Annotated in this window: 17 protein-coding genes and 1 tRNA gene; all 18 read left to right on the top strand. The window is 69.9% G+C overall.

The window, feature by feature from the left end:
- Positions 1-13: 13 nt before the first annotated feature.
- The 18 genes from iscA to OOT46_RS06645 all read left to right on the top strand — a co-directional run bounded on the left by iscA (position 14) and on the right by OOT46_RS06645 (position 16,662).
- Positions 14-337 carry an iron-sulfur cluster assembly protein IscA gene (gene iscA, locus OOT46_RS06730; RefSeq protein WP_265402827.1) on the top strand — a complete coding sequence of 108 codons (324 nt, stop codon included), beginning with the start codon at positions 14-16 and terminating at the stop codon, positions 335-337.
- Positions 338-447: 110 nt separating this feature from the next.
- Positions 448-966, top strand: coding sequence for a Fe-S protein assembly co-chaperone HscB (gene hscB / locus OOT46_RS06725; RefSeq protein WP_265402826.1), 519 nt, complete (start codon positions 448-450; stop codon positions 964-966).
- Between the two features lie 43 nt (positions 967-1,009).
- Positions 1,010-2,866, top strand: a complete 1,857-nt coding sequence (gene hscA / locus OOT46_RS06720) for a Fe-S protein assembly chaperone HscA (RefSeq protein ID WP_265402825.1) — start codon at positions 1,010-1,012, stop codon at positions 2,864-2,866.
- Positions 2,867-2,890: 24 nt separating this feature from the next.
- Positions 2,891-3,229, top strand: a complete 339-nt coding sequence (gene fdx / locus OOT46_RS06715; RefSeq protein WP_265402824.1) for an ISC system 2Fe-2S type ferredoxin — start codon at positions 2,891-2,893, stop codon at positions 3,227-3,229.
- Positions 3,230-3,443: 214 nt separating this feature from the next.
- Positions 3,444-4,151 (top strand): DNA polymerase III subunit epsilon, encoded by a 708-nt coding sequence (gene dnaQ, locus OOT46_RS06710; RefSeq protein ID WP_265402823.1) that lies wholly within the window; start codon positions 3,444-3,446, stop codon positions 4,149-4,151.
- A gap of 108 nt (positions 4,152-4,259) precedes the next feature.
- Positions 4,260-4,334 (top strand) — tRNA-Val (locus tag OOT46_RS06705).
- 279 nt (positions 4,335-4,613) lie between these two features.
- Positions 4,614-5,207, top strand: a complete 594-nt coding sequence (locus tag OOT46_RS06700) for a hypothetical protein (RefSeq protein WP_265402822.1) — start codon at positions 4,614-4,616, stop codon at positions 5,205-5,207.
- Positions 5,204-6,586: an AMP-binding protein gene (locus OOT46_RS06695; protein ID WP_265402821.1), complete on the top strand. Its 1,383-nt coding sequence runs from the start codon at positions 5,204-5,206 to the stop codon at positions 6,584-6,586. The genes OOT46_RS06700 and OOT46_RS06695 overlap by 4 nt, the downstream gene beginning before the upstream one ends.
- The gene (pnuC, locus tag OOT46_RS06690) at positions 6,583-7,155 is read left to right on the top strand and encodes a nicotinamide riboside transporter PnuC (RefSeq protein ID WP_265402820.1); all 573 of its coding nucleotides are present in this window, start codon (positions 6,583-6,585) and stop codon (positions 7,153-7,155) included. Before OOT46_RS06695 ends, pnuC begins: the two co-directional genes overlap by 4 nt.
- Entirely contained in the window at positions 7,152-8,201 is a 1,050-nt protein-coding gene (locus OOT46_RS06685) for an AAA family ATPase (RefSeq protein WP_265402819.1), read from the top strand. The genes pnuC and OOT46_RS06685 overlap by 4 nt, the downstream gene beginning before the upstream one ends.
- Entirely contained in the window at positions 8,188-8,679 is a 492-nt protein-coding gene (locus tag OOT46_RS06680; protein ID WP_265402818.1) for a GNAT family N-acetyltransferase, read from the top strand. Before OOT46_RS06685 ends, OOT46_RS06680 begins: the two co-directional genes overlap by 14 nt.
- Positions 8,676-9,575 (top strand): DUF2167 domain-containing protein, encoded by a 900-nt coding sequence (locus OOT46_RS06675; RefSeq protein ID WP_265402817.1) that lies wholly within the window; start codon positions 8,676-8,678, stop codon positions 9,573-9,575. The genes OOT46_RS06680 and OOT46_RS06675 overlap by 4 nt, the downstream gene beginning before the upstream one ends.
- A gap of 179 nt (positions 9,576-9,754) precedes the next feature.
- A complete protein-coding gene (locus OOT46_RS06670) occupies positions 9,755-10,375 on the top strand; it encodes a CDP-alcohol phosphatidyltransferase family protein (RefSeq protein WP_265402816.1) in 621 nt (206 codons plus the stop codon).
- 49 nt (positions 10,376-10,424) lie between these two features.
- Positions 10,425-12,182: a bifunctional alpha/beta hydrolase/class I SAM-dependent methyltransferase gene (locus OOT46_RS06665; RefSeq protein WP_265402815.1), complete on the top strand. Its 1,758-nt coding sequence runs from the start codon at positions 10,425-10,427 to the stop codon at positions 12,180-12,182.
- A 7-nt stretch (positions 12,183-12,189) separates the two neighbouring features.
- A complete protein-coding gene (locus OOT46_RS06660; protein ID WP_265402814.1) occupies positions 12,190-13,497 on the top strand; it encodes a phosphatase PAP2/dual specificity phosphatase family protein in 1,308 nt (435 codons plus the stop codon).
- A complete protein-coding gene (locus OOT46_RS06655) occupies positions 13,494-13,934 on the top strand; it encodes a hypothetical protein (RefSeq protein WP_265402813.1) in 441 nt (146 codons plus the stop codon). The genes OOT46_RS06660 and OOT46_RS06655 overlap by 4 nt, the downstream gene beginning before the upstream one ends.
- Positions 13,935-13,956: 22 nt before the next feature.
- Positions 13,957-14,913, top strand: coding sequence for a phosphatidate cytidylyltransferase (locus tag OOT46_RS06650; RefSeq protein WP_265402812.1), 957 nt, complete (start codon positions 13,957-13,959; stop codon positions 14,911-14,913).
- Positions 14,914-15,255: 342 nt separating this feature from the next.
- A complete protein-coding gene (locus tag OOT46_RS06645) occupies positions 15,256-16,662 on the top strand; it encodes a TIGR03013 family XrtA/PEP-CTERM system glycosyltransferase (RefSeq protein WP_265402811.1) in 1,407 nt (468 codons plus the stop codon).
- Positions 16,663-16,664: the final 2 nt, after the last annotated feature.

Genomic DNA, 16,664 nt, shown 5'->3' with positions numbered 1-16,664 from the left:
TCAGGTTGCGACGATGGCTGTGACATTGACCGAAGCCGCAGCGCGCCATGTGACGCGCTACCTCTCCAAACGTGGACGAGGGGTCGGCGTGCGCCTGGGGGTCAAGACCACCGGCTGCTCCGGCATGGCATACAAACTCGAATATGCCGACGAGGTGGCGCCCGAGGACCATGTCTTCGAAGGTCACGGCGTGAAGGTGCTGGTCGATCCGAAAAGCCTGCCCTACCTGGAGGGCACGCAGTTGGACTTCGTCCGCGAGGGACTCAACGAGGGCTTCCGCTTCAACAACCCCAACGAGAAGGATCGCTGCGGCTGCGGCGAGTCGTTCAGGATCTGAATGGCCGTGCGCCGGAGCAAGGCGTGCGGGGCTGGGCCCCGCACTTGGCGTTGGAAGATGGCACAACGAATCAGCGACGCGCCGGCTGGCGGGCGCGGTGGGCGGACCCGATGAAGCTGGACGTCGACGATTTCGAGTTGTTTGCGTTGCCTAGGCAGTTCGGCCTGGAGCGTGAGGCGCTCGATGCCCGCTGGAAGACGCTGCAGGCCGAGGTGCATCCGGACCGTTTCGCCGTCCAGGGCGCCGGCGCCCAGCGTGCCGCGATGCAGTGGGCGGTGCGCGTCAACGAGGCCTACCAGCGTTTGAAGGATCCGCTCAAGCGCGCGGCTTATTTGTGCGAGCTGCACGGCGCGCCGATCCGCGCCGAAAGCAACACCGCGATGCCGCGCGCCTTCCTGGTGCAGCAGATGGAGTGGCGCGAAGCGCTCGACGAGGCCAGCGGGCTGGCCGAGCTGGAGCGGCTGGCCGAGGATGTCGCGGCGCGCCGGCGCGAGATGCTGGCCTCGCTGCAACAGCAGATCGACCAGCAGCAGGACCACGCCGCGGCCGCCGAGCAGGTGCGCGCGCTGATGTTCGTCGAGCGTTTCGCCGAAGAAGTCGATCGCAAGCTGGAAGTCCTGGCGCCCTGAGCCGTGAGGCCGCGCCCCGTTCCCCTCCCGTCCCGTCCCTACCATGGCATTGCTTCAGATTTCGGAACCCGGTCAGTCGCCTGACCCGCATCAGCGCCGCATCGCGGTCGGCATCGACCTGGGCACCACCCACTCGCTGGTCGCCGCGGTGCGCCATGGGGTGCCCGAGTGCCTGCCCGACGACCATGGCCGCGCCATCCTGCCCTCGGCAGTGCGTTACCTCGGCGAGGGGCGCCGCCAGATCGGCCACGATGCACTGGCCGAGCAGGCCAACGACCCCGAGAACACCATCGTCTCGGTGAAGCGTTTCATGGGCCGCTCGCTGTCCGACATCGAGGGCCGCGAGAAGCTGCCCTACCGCTTCATCGACACGCCGGGCATGCTGCAGATCGAGACCCGCGAAGGCGCCAAGTCGCCGGTGGAGGTCTCGGCCGAGATCCTCGCGACCCTGCGCTACCGCGCCGAGGACACCTTCAACGACGACCTGTTCGGCGCCGTGATCACGGTGCCGGCTTATTTCGACGACGCCCAGCGCCAGGCGACCAAGGACGCCGCCAAGCTCGCCGGCCTGCACGTGCTGCGCCTGATCAACGAGCCCACCGCGGCCGCCATCGCCTACGGACTGGAGAACGGCTCGGAAGGGCTCTATGCGGTCTACGACCTGGGCGGCGGCACCTTCGACATCTCGCTGCTGCGGCTTACCAAGGGGGTTTTCGAGGTGGTCGCGACCGGTGGCGACTCGGCCCTGGGCGGCGACGACTTCGACCGCGTGCTGGCCGACTGGGCTTTGGAGCAGGCCGGTCTGAGTGCCGACAGCGCGCACGACAAGCGCGCCGTGCTGGTGGCCGCGCGCGCTGCCAAGGAAGCCCTGACCGAAGCCGCCACCGCCCATCTGCGCTGCACGCTGCACGAGCGCGAGATCGATCTGGAGATCAGCCGGGAGCGCTTCGAGCAACTCAGCGCGGCGCTGGTCGAGCGCACCCTGCTGTCGGTGCGCAAGGTGCTGCGCGACGCCAAGGTCGACCGGCACGAGGTGAAGGGGGTCGTGATGGTGGGCGGCTCCACCCGCATGCCACGCATCCAGCAGGCGGTGGGCGACTACTTCGGGCAGCCGCCGCTGACCAACCTCAACCCCGACGAAGTGGTGGCCCTGGGCGCGGCCGTCCAGGCCAACGCGCTGGCCGGCAACCACGAGAACGGCGAACTGCTGCTGCTCGACGTGATCCCGCTGTCGCTGGGGCTGGAGACCATGGGCGGGCTGGTGGAGCGCATCATCCCTCGCAACAGCACCATCCCGACCGCGCGGGCGCAGGACTTCACGACCTTCAAGGACGGCCAGACCGCGATGGCGATCCACGTCGTGCAGGGCGAGCGTGAACTGGTCAGCGACTGCCGCTCGTTGGCGCGCTTCGAGCTGCGCGGCATCCCGCCGATGGCGGCCGGTGCGGCACGCATCCGGGTCAGCTTCCAGGTCGATGCCGACGGCCTGCTCAACGTGTCGGCGCGCGAGGAGAGCTCGGGCGTCGAGGCGGCAGTCACGGTGAAGCCCAGCTATGGCCTGAGCGACGACGAGATCGCCCGCATGCTGCACGACAGCTTCACCACCGCCGAGAGTGACATGCAGGCGCGGGCGCTGCGCGAGGCCCGCGTCGAGGCCGAGCGCCTGGTGCTCGCCACCCAGGTGGCGCTGGAGCGCGACGGGGACCTGCTGTCGGCCGCCGAGCGCGCGCAGATCGACGCCCTGGCCGAGGCGGTGCGCCGCGCTGCGCAGCAGGACGACCACCACGCCATCGAGGCGGCACTGGAAGACCTGGCCAAGGGCACCGAGGCCTTCGCCGCCGAACGCATGAACCGCAGCATCCGCCAGGCCCTGTCCGGCCGCAGCGTCGAGGAAGTCTGAGCCCCGTCAGAGGGCCGCATCACCATGCCCATCATCAAGATCCTGCCCCACGCCGAGTTTTGCCCGCAGGGTGCCCAGATCGAGGCGCCGGCCGGCACTTCGATCTGCGAGGCCCTGCTCGACCACGACATCGAGATCGAGCATGCCTGCGAGATGAGTTGCGCCTGCACCACCTGCCACGTCATCGTGCGCCAGGGCGGCGAGTCGCTCAACGAGCCCGAGGAGGGCGAGGAAGACATGCTGGACCGGGCCTGGGGCCTGGAGCCGCAGTCGCGCCTGTCCTGCCAGGCCATCCTGGCGCAGCAGGACGTGACGATCGAAATCCCGAAGTATTCGATCAACCACGCGCGGGAGAGTCATTAGGCCCCCAAGGCCACCGCTGCGCGGCGTCCGCCCCCCCGAGGGGGAGCGAGGCAACTTGGGGCGGCCCGGCGTTGCCTCTGGCACCAGGCCCCCAAGGCCACCGCTGCGCGGCGTCCGCCCCCCCGAGGGGAGCGAGGCAACTTGGGGCGGCCCGGCGTTGCCTCTGGCAGCAGGCCCGAGGCAGCCGCTTCGCGCGCTCCGCGATAATCGCCGCATGACGCGACAGATTTTTCTCGACACCGAAACCACCGGCCTGAGCCCCGAATCCGGCGACCGCATCATCGAGATCGGCTGCGTCGAGATGGTCAACCGGCGCCTGACCGGCAACAACATTCACTTCTACATCAATCCTGAGCGTCCCAACCACGAGGACGCCGTGAAGATCCACGGCCTGACCGACGAGTTCCTGGCCGACAAGCCGGTCTTCGCGGCGGTGGCCGACGAGTTGATCGAGTACCTGGCCGGGGCCGAGATCATCATCCACAACGCCAGCTTCGACGTCGGCTTTCTCGACGCCGAGCTCAAGCGCCTGGGCCGCCCCAAGTTCGCGACCCTGGTGGCCTCGGTGACCGACAGCCTGCTGATGGCGCGCGAGCTGTTCCCGGGCAAGTCCAACTCGCTGGACGCCCTGTGCAAGCGCCTGGAGGTCGACAACTCCAGCCGGACCCTGCACGGCGCCTTGCTTGACGCCGGGCTGCTGGCCGAGGTCTACATCCAGATGACCCGCGGCCAGGAGTCGCTGGTGATCGAGGCCGAGGACGGCGGGGCGCAAGAGTTCGAAGTCGAGCGCGTCGACCTCAGCCAGTTCCAGCTGCCGGTGCTGCTGGCGACCGAGGCGGAAGCGGCCGAACATGAGGCCGTTTTGGCCCAGCTCGATAAATCTTCCGGCGGCAAGACACTTTTCAGAAATCTTGTGCCATAATCGCGTTCTTCGGTTGCAGCGACAAGCGACTCAGCAATCGAACACAAAACCGGCGTTCCACCGAGGCGCCAAGCCCCTGCGGCCACAAGCCCGGCGGTCGAAGAATTCGGGTGGTTAGCTCAGCGGTAGAGCACTGCCTTCACACGGCAGGGGTCACAGGTTCAATCCCTGTACCACCCACCAAGTAATAACAAGAAGAAGACAAAGCCCTCCTCGTGAGGGCTTTGTCCTTTCCGGGTCCCCTCCAGCCCGCCGCGGCTGCTCCGCGCGTCACCCCTGTCTTGCCACGTCTGCCCGGCCGCTGGCCACCCTCCATCAAGGGGGGATCCGCCGGCGGGGGGAGCCGCTATGCTGCCCGGAAGTCGAACAAAGTGACGAACGGACGCCAGTCGAGCCGGACGCGCAGTGAGGGGTTGGCCGTGAATTACAAGCCGTGGGCGGCGCATGGGCCGGGGCGCAGCGATGCCTGAGTTGCGCGCCTGGCTGGTCTCGCTGGCCGAGATGCACGGTCTGCTGGTCTGGGGGCTGGCGCCGGTGCTGCTGTTTTTCGCCACCGCCGGCGCGGCCCGTTCCGAGCTGCCCCGGCTCTGGCGGCGCTGGTGCACGCTGGCTTTGCTGCTGGGCCTGGCGGCGCTGAGCCTGAGGGCCGCGCGTCATGGCTTGTCCCACTGGGGGCTGCCGTCCTGGCTCTGGTGGGCCTCGGTGTTGCTGACCCCTTTCGCGGTGGCGGGCGAGGGCGTCGGGGCGCTGCGCACCGTGCTGGCCATTCTGTGGTGGTGCGTGGCCTTGATGGGCTCGCTCGCGATGCTGCTGGAGCGCTGGCTGGATGTGGCCCTGCTCAACGGTGCCCTGTTTGCGCTCGCGGCGCCGCTGTTGATGATCGCGGCGGGCAAGGACCTGCTCACGCCCAGTGTGGCGACCGTGGCTGAACACAGCCGCGGCGCCTCCCCCGTCGAGGCCGAGCCCGACCGGCTGCCGCCCGAGCCGTCCCCGCTGGTCCGCCGCCTCGAAGAGGCCGAGGCCCAGGAGGCGGCCGACAAGTACACGCGCGAATGAAGCCGGCGGCTGCGTCCCTGTCCCCCGAGGTGCAGCGCGAGCTGTACGACCCGCGGCGCTTTCCGGTGCTGTCCGCCCATGGACGGCACATGCTGGCCTGGCTGCGCGGCCATCCGAACGCACCGCTCTATCGCAACTACAGCGGCCACCGGCTGGACCGGCGCGCACTCTGGCGGGCTCGCTGGCGCAGCTGGCAGGTGCGCCGTGGCAGCGTGCGTTTCGGTCCGCGCGGCGAGCCGGCGGAGTGGGTGCACGAGGCCGTGCGGCGCCACTGGCAGGCGCTGCCGCATTGGCGCCGCCGCGGGCCTTGTCCGGGTCGCCTGGAGGAGGTCGATCCGGTGTCGCGCGCCGACCTGAGCGCTCGGCTCGAGGACTTCGTGCCGACAGCGCTGCCGCTGCAGCAGCTGATCTGCTTCAGCACCAGCGGCACCACCGGACATCCGCTGCGCGTGCCGTCGCACCCGCTGGTGGCGGCGGAATACCTGGCCTACCACCGCCGCGCCCTGGCCCACGCCGGCCTGCGGCTGGAGGCCGGGCGGGGGCGCGTGGGTATCGTGCTGGCGGGCTACCAGCAGCGCTGCTTCACCTATGTCTCCGTCAACCCGCTGCAGGGCGAGTGCGGGCTGGCCAAGCTCAACCTGCATCCGGGCGAGTGGTGTCACGAGAACGACCGCGCTGCCTATCTCGATGCGCTGGCGCCGGAACTGATGTCGGGCGACCCGGTATCGCTGACGGAGCTGATGCGGCTGCCGCTCGGCCATCGGCCACGTGCGCTGCTGTCCACCTCCATGGCCCTCGCACGTCCGCTGCGCGAAGCGCTGGTCGCACGTTTCGGCTGCCCGGTGCTGGACCTTTACTCGATGAATGAAGTCGGGCCCATCGGCGTGTTCGATGCGGCGCTGGATGGTCATCTGCTGCTGCAGCCGGGCCTGCACGTCGAGATCCTCGACGCGGCCGGCCGGAACTTGCCGCCGGGCCAGCACGGCGAGATCGTTGTCACGGGCGGCTTCAATCCCTGGCTGCCGCTGCTGCGCTACCGCACCGGCGATCACGCCAGCCTGGAGCGCACGCCGCGCGGCTGGGTGCTGCGCGACCTGCAGGGGCGCGCGCCGGTGCGCTTCCGCGCTGCCGACGGGCGCTGGCTCAACAACATCGAGGTCACGCATGCGCTCAAGGACCTCGCGTTGACCCGCTACGCGCTGCACCAGCGCCGTGACGCGAGCCTTCGCCTGCGGGTCGACAGCCCCGCGCCGCGGGATCGGCTCGAAGCCTCGCTGAGGGCACGGCTGCAGGCCCTGTTCGGGCCGGAGCTCGCGCTCGACATCGAGGCGCTGAACGCGGACGACAAGGTGCGCCAGTACACCAGCGAGCTGTCATGACTGGACTCGAAGGGGCCGCCAACGCCGTCACGGCCGTCTCGATCGGACTGGCCGCGCGCAACAGCCTGCACACCTGGTGGACCGGCATGCTCGGCTGCACGCTGTTCGGCCTGGTGTTCCTCGACGCCAGGCTGTATGCCGACTTCACGCTGCAACTGTTTTTCATCGCGACCAGCGCGCTCGGCTGGTGGCAGTGGCGGCTGGGTGAACGGCGCGAGCAAGCGCCGGTGTCGCGGGCCCGGCGCGCGCAGCTGCTCTGGATGGCGGTGGCGGCCGCCCTCGTGACGGTCGGCTACGGCAGCCTGTTGCACCAGCTCACCGACGCCTGGGCGCCCTATGTCGACTCGGCGGTGCTGGCGCTGAGCGTCATGGCCCAGCTGCTGCTGATGCAGCGACGGCTGGAAACCTGGCCGGCCTGGCTGGCTGTCAATACCCTCGCGGTCCCCTTGTTCGCGATGCGAGGCCTTCAGTTGACAGCGCTGCTGTACGCGTGCTACTGGCTCAACGCCTGGTATGGATGGTGGCGCTGGCACACGCAGTGGCGCGGCGGGACGAGGGGGGCGGCATGACGACCTATCCGCTCGGTCTGGTGGTCGGCAAGTTCGCGCCGCTGCACGCGGGGCATGAGGCCCTGGTCGCCTTCGCTGCCGCGCGCTGCGAACGGCTGCTCGTGCTCAGCTACACCCGCCCCGGCTTTGCCGGCTGCGGCGCGGCCGCGCGACGCGCCTGGCTGGCCGAGCGTTTCCCCACCCATGACTGCGTCGTGATCGACGACGCCTGGCTCGCCGCCGCCTGTGCCGCGCGTGGCCTGCCACCGCAACGGCTGCCCCGCGACGACACGGACGATGCGACCCAGCAGCGTTTCCTGGCCTGGCTGCTGGACGAGGTGCTGCAGCGCCGCCCCGACGCCATGTTCGCCAGCGAGCCTTACCTGGAGCCCTGCGCGCAGGTCCTGTCGGAGCGTTTCGGCCAGCCGGTGGCCGCGGTTGGCTTCGATCGGCAGCGCCGGGCGGTGCCGGTGAGCGGTACGCGGCTGCGCGCCGATCCCGACGGCTGGCGGCAGTGGCTCGCGCCCAGCGTGCAGGCCAGCCTGGTGCAGCGCGTCTGCCTGCTGGGCGGCGAGTCGAGCGGCAAGACCAGCCTGGCCGCCGCGCTCGCGAAGGCATACGGCGACCCCTGGGTGCCGGAGTACGGGCGCGAGCTGTGGGCATTGCGGCAGGGGCGGCTCGACGAAGCCGACCTGCTGCTGATCGCCCGAGAGCAGCAGGCGCGCGAGGAGCGGGCCCTGAGCAGCGCGCGCCGCCGCCTGTTCTGCGACACCTCGGCGCTGACCACGCTCTGCTACAGCCTGGAAATGTTCGGCCGCACCGCGCCCGAGCTGCAGGCGCGGGCCGAGCGGCGCTACGACCTGGTCGTGCTGTGCGAACCCGACTTCGCCTTCGTGCAGGACGGCACCCGGCGCGACGCGGCCTTCCGCGCCCGTCAGCACGCCTGGACCCTGGAGGCCCTGCAGCAGCGGGGCTGGCCTTTCATCCGCGCCGCGGGCCCGCTCGAAGAGCGGCTCCGCAGCGTGGCTCCCCATCTGCCGGAGGGCTTGTCGAGTGAGCCAGACTGATTCCACCCCCGTCCCCAGCAAGGTGTCGTTCCGCGCGGCGGACGCCGCCGACATCGCGGCCGTCGTCGCGGTGTTGCGGGCCTCCCGCCTCGCCTTCCTGCCTTATGCGCCGCCACTTCGCACGCTCGAGGAGGACCTCGCCTGGGCCGGCTCCACCCTGATCCCCGCTGGCGGCACGACGGTCGCGCTGGCGGGCGATCGTGTGGTGGGCGTGCTCGCGATCTCGCGCGAGCACGACTGCGGCTGGATCGACCAGCTCTATGTCGATCCAGGCCGCGTGGGGCAGGGCATAGGCAGCCGGCTGCTCGCCCATGCCTTGCAGGCGCTCGAGCGGCCGGTGCGTCTCTATTGTTTCCAGCAGAACCTGCGCGCCCGCGCCTTCTTCGAACGCCACGGCTTCCAGGTGCTGGTCTACGGCGACGGCCGCGGCAACCAGGAACGCTGCCCCGACGTGCTCTACCAGCTCGGGCCCGCATGAGTCGCAGCAGCGCCGTGCTGGTGGGGGTGTGGCTGGCCGCGGTCGCGGCCTGGCCGGCCGCCGCGGTGCCACCCAGCGGGCCGGTGCGGGCGGCTCTCGATGCCGAACTGCAAGCCGCAGGCGCCGCTGCGCAGGCCGCGCAAACGACCGGGCCGGCCGACATTGCGATGGCGGACCAGGCCGTGCTGCACCTGCCCCGCGGCTACCTGTGGGTGCCGCAGCCTCAGGCGGGGCGACTGATGCGCGCGATGGGCCACGCGGCCGGTACACGCCTGCTCGGCCTGGTGTTTCCGCAGCACGAGGAGCACAACTGGCTGGTGGTGGCCGAGTTCGAGCCTTCCGGCCACGTGCAGGACGGCGACGCGCGCGATTGGAAGCCGGACCAGCTCCACCGCCGACTGCAGGAGCGCAGCGTGGCCGCCAACGCAGACCGCAAGGCGCGCGGTGTGCCCGAGCTGGAGCTCGGTCCCTGGGTCCAGCCGCCGGTCTACGCCCCCACCACTCACCGGCTGGTGTGGTCTCTGCAGACGCGCGAGAAGGGGGCTGCGGCCGATGCTGTGCAGAACATCCACTACCACGCCTACGCCTTCGGGCGCGAGGCTTATGTCTCGCTCAAGCTGCTGACCGGGCTGAAACACATCGAGCGGGACCGGCCGCATGTGGCGACGCTGCTGGCAGCACTCGAATTCCGCGAAGGCTCCCGGTACGGCGACTTCGACGCCGAGACCGACCGTGTCGCCGACCACGGACTGGCGGCCCTGGTGCTCGGCACGGCGGCTGAGCGACCGGGTCTGTTTGCGCTTGTCGCGGCGTTTGTCGCCCGGTTCGCCGAGGTCCTGCTGGTGGCCGCTGCAGCCGGGGCGGCGCTGATCGTGATGCGCTTGCGGCGCCGGTGAGGCCGCGCCGGGCGGCACGCGAGCGGTCGCTCATCACCTGTTCGGGTGGTCGCTCGCCGGAGGACGCTGGGCTATCCTCGGCGACCATGGGGGCAGGGGCTGTCGCGAGGGTCCGGCTGCCGCCGCAAGAGCCACCGAAAAGAAGAGCCCGTGTAGTCCCGGGCAGGGGTCGTTTCAGCGTGTCCATCTACCAACTGAAGCCGCGCTTCCAGGCGCTGCTGCGCCCGGCCGTGCGCCGGCTCGCGGAGCTCGGCGTGACGGCCAACCAGGTCACGCTGCTCGCCTGCGCCGTCTCGGTCGCGCTGGGCCTGTGGCTCTACCTCGAACGGCCGGATGCTGCATGGCTGGCGCTGCTGCCGCTGTGGCTCCTGCTGCGCATGGCGCTCAACGCGGTAGACGGCATGCTGGCGCGCGAACACGGCCAGCAGTCGCGCCTCGGCGCCTATCTCAACGAATTGACCGACGTCGTTTCCGATGCGGCCCTCTACCTGCCGCTGGCCGCCTATGCGCCCTTCGATGCCTTCTGGGTCGGCCTGCTCGTGCTGCTGGCGGCGCTGAGCGAGATGGCCGGCGTGCTGGCCCTGACCCAGGGCGCCTCGCGCCGTTACGACGGGCCGATGGGCAAGAGCGACCGTGCCTTCGTGGTGGGCGCGCTGGCCCTGGCGCTGGCGCTGGCCGCGCCACTGCCCGCCTGGGTGGGCTGGGCCGTGCCGGCGATGGCGGCGCTCACCGGTCTCACCGTGCTGCGGCGAGTGGCGGGGGGCCTGGAGCAGGCGGGTCGGCCGGCTGGCGGCGAGTGAGGCGATCACCCAAGACAGAACAAGACGTCAACGAGAGGGAAGCTGAGAGATGAAACGCGCCTGTACGGAGCACCACTTCGACACGCACGACGGGCAGTCGCTGTACTACCGGCGCTGGACGCACCAGGGGCCGGGTCCGCGGCAGGGTGTGGTCGTGCTGCTGCACCGCGGCCACGAACACTCGGGCCGCATGGCGCACCTGGTCGACGAGTTGCAGCTCCCGGGCCATGACTTTTACGCCTGGGACGCGCGCGGCCACGGGCGTTCGCCCGGCCGGCGCGGCCACAGCCCCAGCTTTGCCACCTCGGTGCGCGACCTGCAGACCTTCGTCGAGCACCTGGGCCAGGCGCATGGAGTGGCGCTGGAGGAGGTGCACGTCATTGCGCAGAGTGTCGGCGCGGTGCTGGCCGCCACCTGGGTGCACGACTACGCGCCGCGCATCCGCGGGCTCACGCTCGCTTCGCCGGCTTTCAAGGTGAAGCTCTACGTGCCCTTCGCGAGGAGCGGCCTCAAGCTGTTGAAGGCGCTGCGCGGCGACTTTTTCGTCAACAGCTACGTGAAGGCACGTTTCCTCACGCATGATGCCGAGCGCATTGCCAGCTACGACAGCGACCCGCTGATCACGCGGCCCATCTCGGCGAACGTGCTGCTCGGACTCTACGAGGCGGCCGAGCGTGTGGTGGGCGACGCGGCTGCCATCACGACGCCGGTGCAACTGCTGATCTCGGGAGCCGACTGGGTGGTGCACCAGAAGCCGCAGGAGCAGTTTTTCGAGCGCCTGTCCAGCCCGGTGAAGGAACGACATCTGCTGCCCGGTTTCTATCACGACACCTTGGGCGAGCGCGACCGCCAGGGCGCGGTGGCGCTGATCCGCAGCTTCGTCGAGCGCCTGCAGGCCGGGCCTGTTGCCGGCCCCGACCTGCGCGAGGCGCACCGCCGCGGTCCCACCCACGAGGAGGCGCAGGCGCTGGCGCGCCCGCTGCCGGCGTTTTCGCCGCGCGGCCTCTACTGGGGCATGACACGCGCCGGCCTGCGGCTGGGCGGCCTGCTCAGCGAAGGCGTGCGGCTGGGTCATGCCACCGGCTTCGACTCGGGCAGCACGCTGGACTATGTCTACCGCAACGAAACACGTGGCCGCGGGCCCCTGGGGCGGCTGATCGACCGCAACTACCTGGACGCTATCGGCTGGCGGGGTATCCGCCAGCGCAAGCTGCACGTCGAGGAATTGCTGGGCCTCGCGATGGCGGCCGTGCGCAGGCGCCACCTGCCGCTGCAGCTGCTCGACATCGCAGCGGGTCACGGGCGTTACGTGCTGGACGCGATCGCGCAGCACAACGAGCGTCCCGACGCCATCGTGCTGCGCGACTACAGCGATCTCAACGTGCGCGACGGCTCGGCCCTGATCCGCTCGCGCGGCCTGCAGGACATCGCCCGCTTCGTGAAGGCGGACGCCTTCGACCGCGACGGCCTGGCGACGCTGCGGCCGGTGCCGACCGTCGCGGTGGTCTCCGGGCTCTACGAGCTGTTCTCGGACAACGAGATGGTGGGGCGTTCGCTGGCGGGCCTGGCCGCGGCGATGCCGCCCGGTGCCTGTCTGGTCTACACCAACCAGCCCTGGCACCCGCAGCTGGAGCTGATCGCGCGTGCGCTGACCAGCCACCGCGAGGGCAGTGCCTGGGTGATGCGGCGACGCACCCAGCAGGAGATGGACCAGCTGGTCGCCGCCGCCGGCTTTCGCAAGCAGACGCAGCGTGTGGACGAGTGGGGCATCTTCACCGTCTCGCTGGCTGTGCGGACGGGCGGCTGAGCTCCGCATGGCTCGCCTACCTCCGCTGTGGCGGCCCGGCCTGGGCTGGCTGCTGGTGCTGGGCCCGCTGTTTTTCCTCAGCTACGGCGCGGCCAACCACTACGCCCATGGCCTGCCGGCCGTGCCCAGCATCGTGTTCGACTGGGAGCGCCACATTCCCCTGTGGCCCTGGACCATCCTGCCCTACTGGTCCATCGACCTGTTCTACGGCCTGTCGCTGCTGATCTGCCGGACCCGGCTGGAGTTGAAGCGCCATGCGCTGCGCCTGCTCACCGCGCAGCTCATCTCGGTGGCCTGTTTTGTGCTCTTCCCGCTGCGCTACTCGGTGCAAAGGCCGCCGCTGGACGGCTGGGCCGGCCGCTTGTTCGATGCGCTGGCCGGCTTCGACCTGCCCTACAACCAGGCGCCCTCGCTGCACATCGTGCTGCTGTTGATCCTCTGGGACTTCTACCGCCGTCGCACACGAGGTGCGGCGCGCGCCGCGGTACACGGCTGGAGCCTGCTGATCGGCGTGTCGGTGCTGACCACCTGGCAGCACCACTTTTTCGACGTCCCCACCGGCTTGCTGGTCGGGCTGCTGTGCCTGTGGCTCTGGCCGCTCGACGGCCCTCGCCCGGGCTGGGACTGGCGGGTGGACGCGAGCCGTCGTCGCCTGGCGCTGGCCTATGCGGCCGGGGCCGTGCTGCTGGCCTTGCTGGCCGGCGGCCTGGGGCGGCCGGGCTGGTGGCTTTACTGGCCGGCGGCATCGCTCACGCTGGTGGCCCTTTGTTATGCGGCGCTGGGGGCGGATGGCTTCCAGAAGCGCCCGGGGGGGCGCCACTCGCTGGCGGTTCGCTGGCTGCTGGCGCCGTACCGCCTTGGCGCTTGGATCAACTCGCGCGCCTGGACCCGCCGTGCCCCGCCCTGCGCTGCGGTGGTGGACGAGGTCTGGATCGGCCGGCTGCCGCGTCCCGGCGACCCCGAGCATGGCCGATTCCCGCGCATCGTCGATCTGAGCGCCGAGCTCTCGATTCGCCACCACGGTCTCCGCGCGCTGCCCCTGCTGGACCTCACGCCGCCTGCGCCGGCGCAACTGCTCGAAGGCGCAGCGCTGGTCGAACAGGCGGCGGGGCAGGGGCCGGTGCTGGTCTGCTGCGCGCTCGGCTATTCGCGCAGCGCCGCCGTGCTGGCCACCTGGCTGTGCAGCACCGGACGGAGCGCGACGCCGGCCGAGGCCGCGGCCCTGCTGCGGCGTGCGCGGCCCCAGGTGGTGCTGAAGCCGCCGCTGCTGGCCGCGGTCGAGGCCGCGGTGACGCTGGCGAGGCGGCGCGCATGAGCGAGACGCCGTCGAACCTGGCGGAGCTTGCCCCGCAACAGCGCCATGACTGCGCGGTGCTGGCCGACCTGCTCGCAAGCGCCGGCCGCTGGGACATCGTGGTCCTCGGCTCGGTCCTGCTCGGCGGCTGGGCCCTGGCGCAGGGGCCGATGCCAGGGGCGCTGTTCGCCGGCCTGGGGCTGCTGCTGGCCGAGCGTTACCTGGCGGTGCGGCTCTCGCTCGACCAGCGCCTGTTCGAACGGCTGGCGCTCGGCAGCCTGCCCGGGCTGGCGGCGCTGGACGGCAGCCTGACACGTTTGTTCGCGCTGCCCGAGGCCAAGGCCGGACGGTTGCTGGCCGCACGTTTCGCCGGCACACGGCGCCTGTGGCGCCTGCACCTGGCCTCGGTGCTTGCCCTGGCCGCGCTGGCCGCTGTGGCGCTGGCCCGGATGCCCTGACCCTTCCCGAGGAAACACTCGAATGTGGACCCGCTTGTCGCTGCTCGATCCCACGGTTCAGCTGTTCGCCGGCACGCTGGCCGTGCTGCTGACCGCCTCGCTGGTCGGGGCGCTGCTGAAATGGCGGGTGGCGGGGCGTCAGCCGCATCCGGTCATCGACAACCTCAACAGCCGCATCAAGGCCTGGTGGGTGATGGTCGCCGTGCTGGGGCTTGCCTTCGTGTTCGGCAAGCCGGGCGCACTGCTGCTGTTCGCCTTCATGTCCTGGATGGCGCTGCGCGAGTTCATCGCGTTGACGCCGACACGCAGCGCCGACCGCCTGGCGCTGGGCCTGATGTTCGGCCTGGTGCTGCCGCTTCAGTACTTCCTGATCGGCATCGAGTGGTACGGGCTCTATTCCATCCTCATCCCCGTCTACGCCTTCCTGGTGCTGCCCATCCTGGCCTGCCTGCGCGGCGACACCACCCGGTTCCTGGAGCGCGCAGCGCTGGTGCAGTGGGGGCTGATGGTGAGCGTCTACTGCGTTTCGCACGTGCCGGCGCTGCTGACCCTCGCCATTCCCGGCTACGAGGGCCGCCATCTGGCGCTGGTCGCCTACCTCATCGTGGTCGTGCAGGGCAGCGACGTGCTGCAGTATGTCTGGGGCAAGCTGGCCGGCCGCCGCAAGATCGCGCCCGAGCTCTCGCCGTCCAAGACGGTGGAGGGTTTCGTCGGTGGCGTCGCCTCGGCCACCCTGCTTGGTGCCGCGCTGTACCGGGTGACGCCCTTCACGCCCTGGCAATCCGCCGGCGTGGCGCTCACGCTGTGCCTGATGGGTTTCCTGGGCGGATTGGTGATGTCCGCGATCAAGCGCGACCGTGGCGTGAAGGACTGGGGCACGCTGATCGAGGGCCACGGCGGCATGCTGGACCGGCTCGATTCGGTGGTCTTTGCCGCCCCGGTTTTCTTCCATGTCGTGCGCTTCTGGTGGACACCCTGACACAGCTTCGTGCCACGGCGTGGATCACCATGAGCTGGAGCGGACACGGCGCGCCATGCGGCGTTCCGACCGGTTGTCGAGACGAGGAGACAAGGGCTGCGCAACAGCGGCCGAACGATCGAGGCGCGTGCGGAGCAACGGGCCACATCCCGCTACAGGGTTTACAAGGCTTGCAGAGCTGTCAGTTTTTCGGCAGGCCGGACCCCTTACCTGAGGGGTTCCAAGCCCCTGTTTAGAGGATTGTGCGAGGTCCCCGAATGGGGAGAATGCCCGTTGCAACAGTTTCACCGGCCTACCGCTAGCCTGACGTTTGGCCGAGGGGGAGCAACCAGGGAGGACAGAATGAGGGTGTTCCGGGTATTTCATCATCACGTCGCACTGTCGACGTTGCTGGAACTGGTCGCCGACAGCCTGCTCTGTTTCCTGGCGGCCTTGTTCATCGCATCGGCGATCCACATGGTGCCCGGTGAACCGGCACGGACGGTCGCGCAGGCCGACATGGTGTGGGTCGCCGCGGGCTTCGCACTTGCGATGCTGCTGCTCTATTCCTTCGTCGGCCTGTACCGGCAGGGCTCCGAGCCGATGGGCCCGGGCAGCATCGTGCGGCGTGTCGTGCTGGCCCTGTTCATTGGCGCCTGCCTGACCTACCTGCTCATCACCTCGGTCACCCGCGGTGCCTCCCCGGGTTATGTGGTGGCCCTCGTGATGGCCTACCTGCTGGTCGGCCTGATCGTGGTGCGCCTGGCGGTGTTCCTGATGCAGCGCCTGATCGGCGCGCCGCGGGTGCTGATCGTGGGCACCGGCGCCGAGGCGCAGAGCGTCGCTTCCGATCTCGCGGCGCTGCGCCGCATCGAGCGCAAGGTGGTCGGGTTCTATCCGACCTCGACCGAAGGCGCGGCCGAAGTGCCGGCCAACAAGGTCTTCGCACGCCACCTCTCGATCGAGGAGGTGGTGGAGCAGAACGACGTGGACGAGATCATCGTGGCCGTGCGCGAGCAGCGCGGCGGCGGCATCCCGGTGGACCAGCTGCTGGCCTGCCGCATCCGCGGCACCCCGGTGCTGGACCTGGCCGGCTTCTACGAGCGCGCCAAGGCCGAAGTGCCGATCGACAGCCTGAAGGCCAGCTGGCTGATCTACAGCCAGGGTTTCGTGCAGGGCCCGGCGCGCACGGTGGCCAAGCGTGTGTTCGACATCGTGACTTCGGCCCTGCTGCTGATCATCAGCGCGCCGGTGATGCTGCTGACCGCGCTGCTGATCCGCCTCGACAGTCCCGGCCCGGTCATCTACCGGCAGGAGCGCGTGGGGCTTGGCGGCCGCCCTTTCATGTGCCTGAAGTTCCGCAGCATGCGCAGCGATGCCGAGAAAGATGGCGTCGCCCGCTGGGCCACACAGAACGACTCGCGCATCACCCGGGTCGGCGCCTTCATCCGCAAGACCCGCATCGACGAACTGCCGCAACTGCTGAGTGTGCTGCGCGGCGAGATGAGCATGGTGGGCCCCCGGCCCGAGCGTCCCAGCTTCGTCAAGGAGCTCAAGGAACAGATCCCGTTCTACGACTTGCGCCACAGCGTCAAGCCGGGCGTGACCGGCTGGGCCCAGATCCGCTACCGCTACGGCGCTTCGGTGGATGACGCCCGCAAAAAACACCAGTACGACCTGTACTATGTGAAGAACAACTCCCTCTTCCTGGACCTGCTGGTGCTGATCGAGACGGTGAGTGTGGTGCTGTTCCACGAAGGCGCCCATTAAGC

The sequence above is a fragment of the Aquabacterium sp. A7-Y genome, assembly GCF_026153205.1.
Classification (GTDB): Bacteria; Pseudomonadota; Gammaproteobacteria; order Burkholderiales; family Burkholderiaceae_C; genus Caldimonas.
Note: the sequence above shows the minus strand (reverse complement) of the source record. Positions and strands in the feature narration are given on the sequence as shown.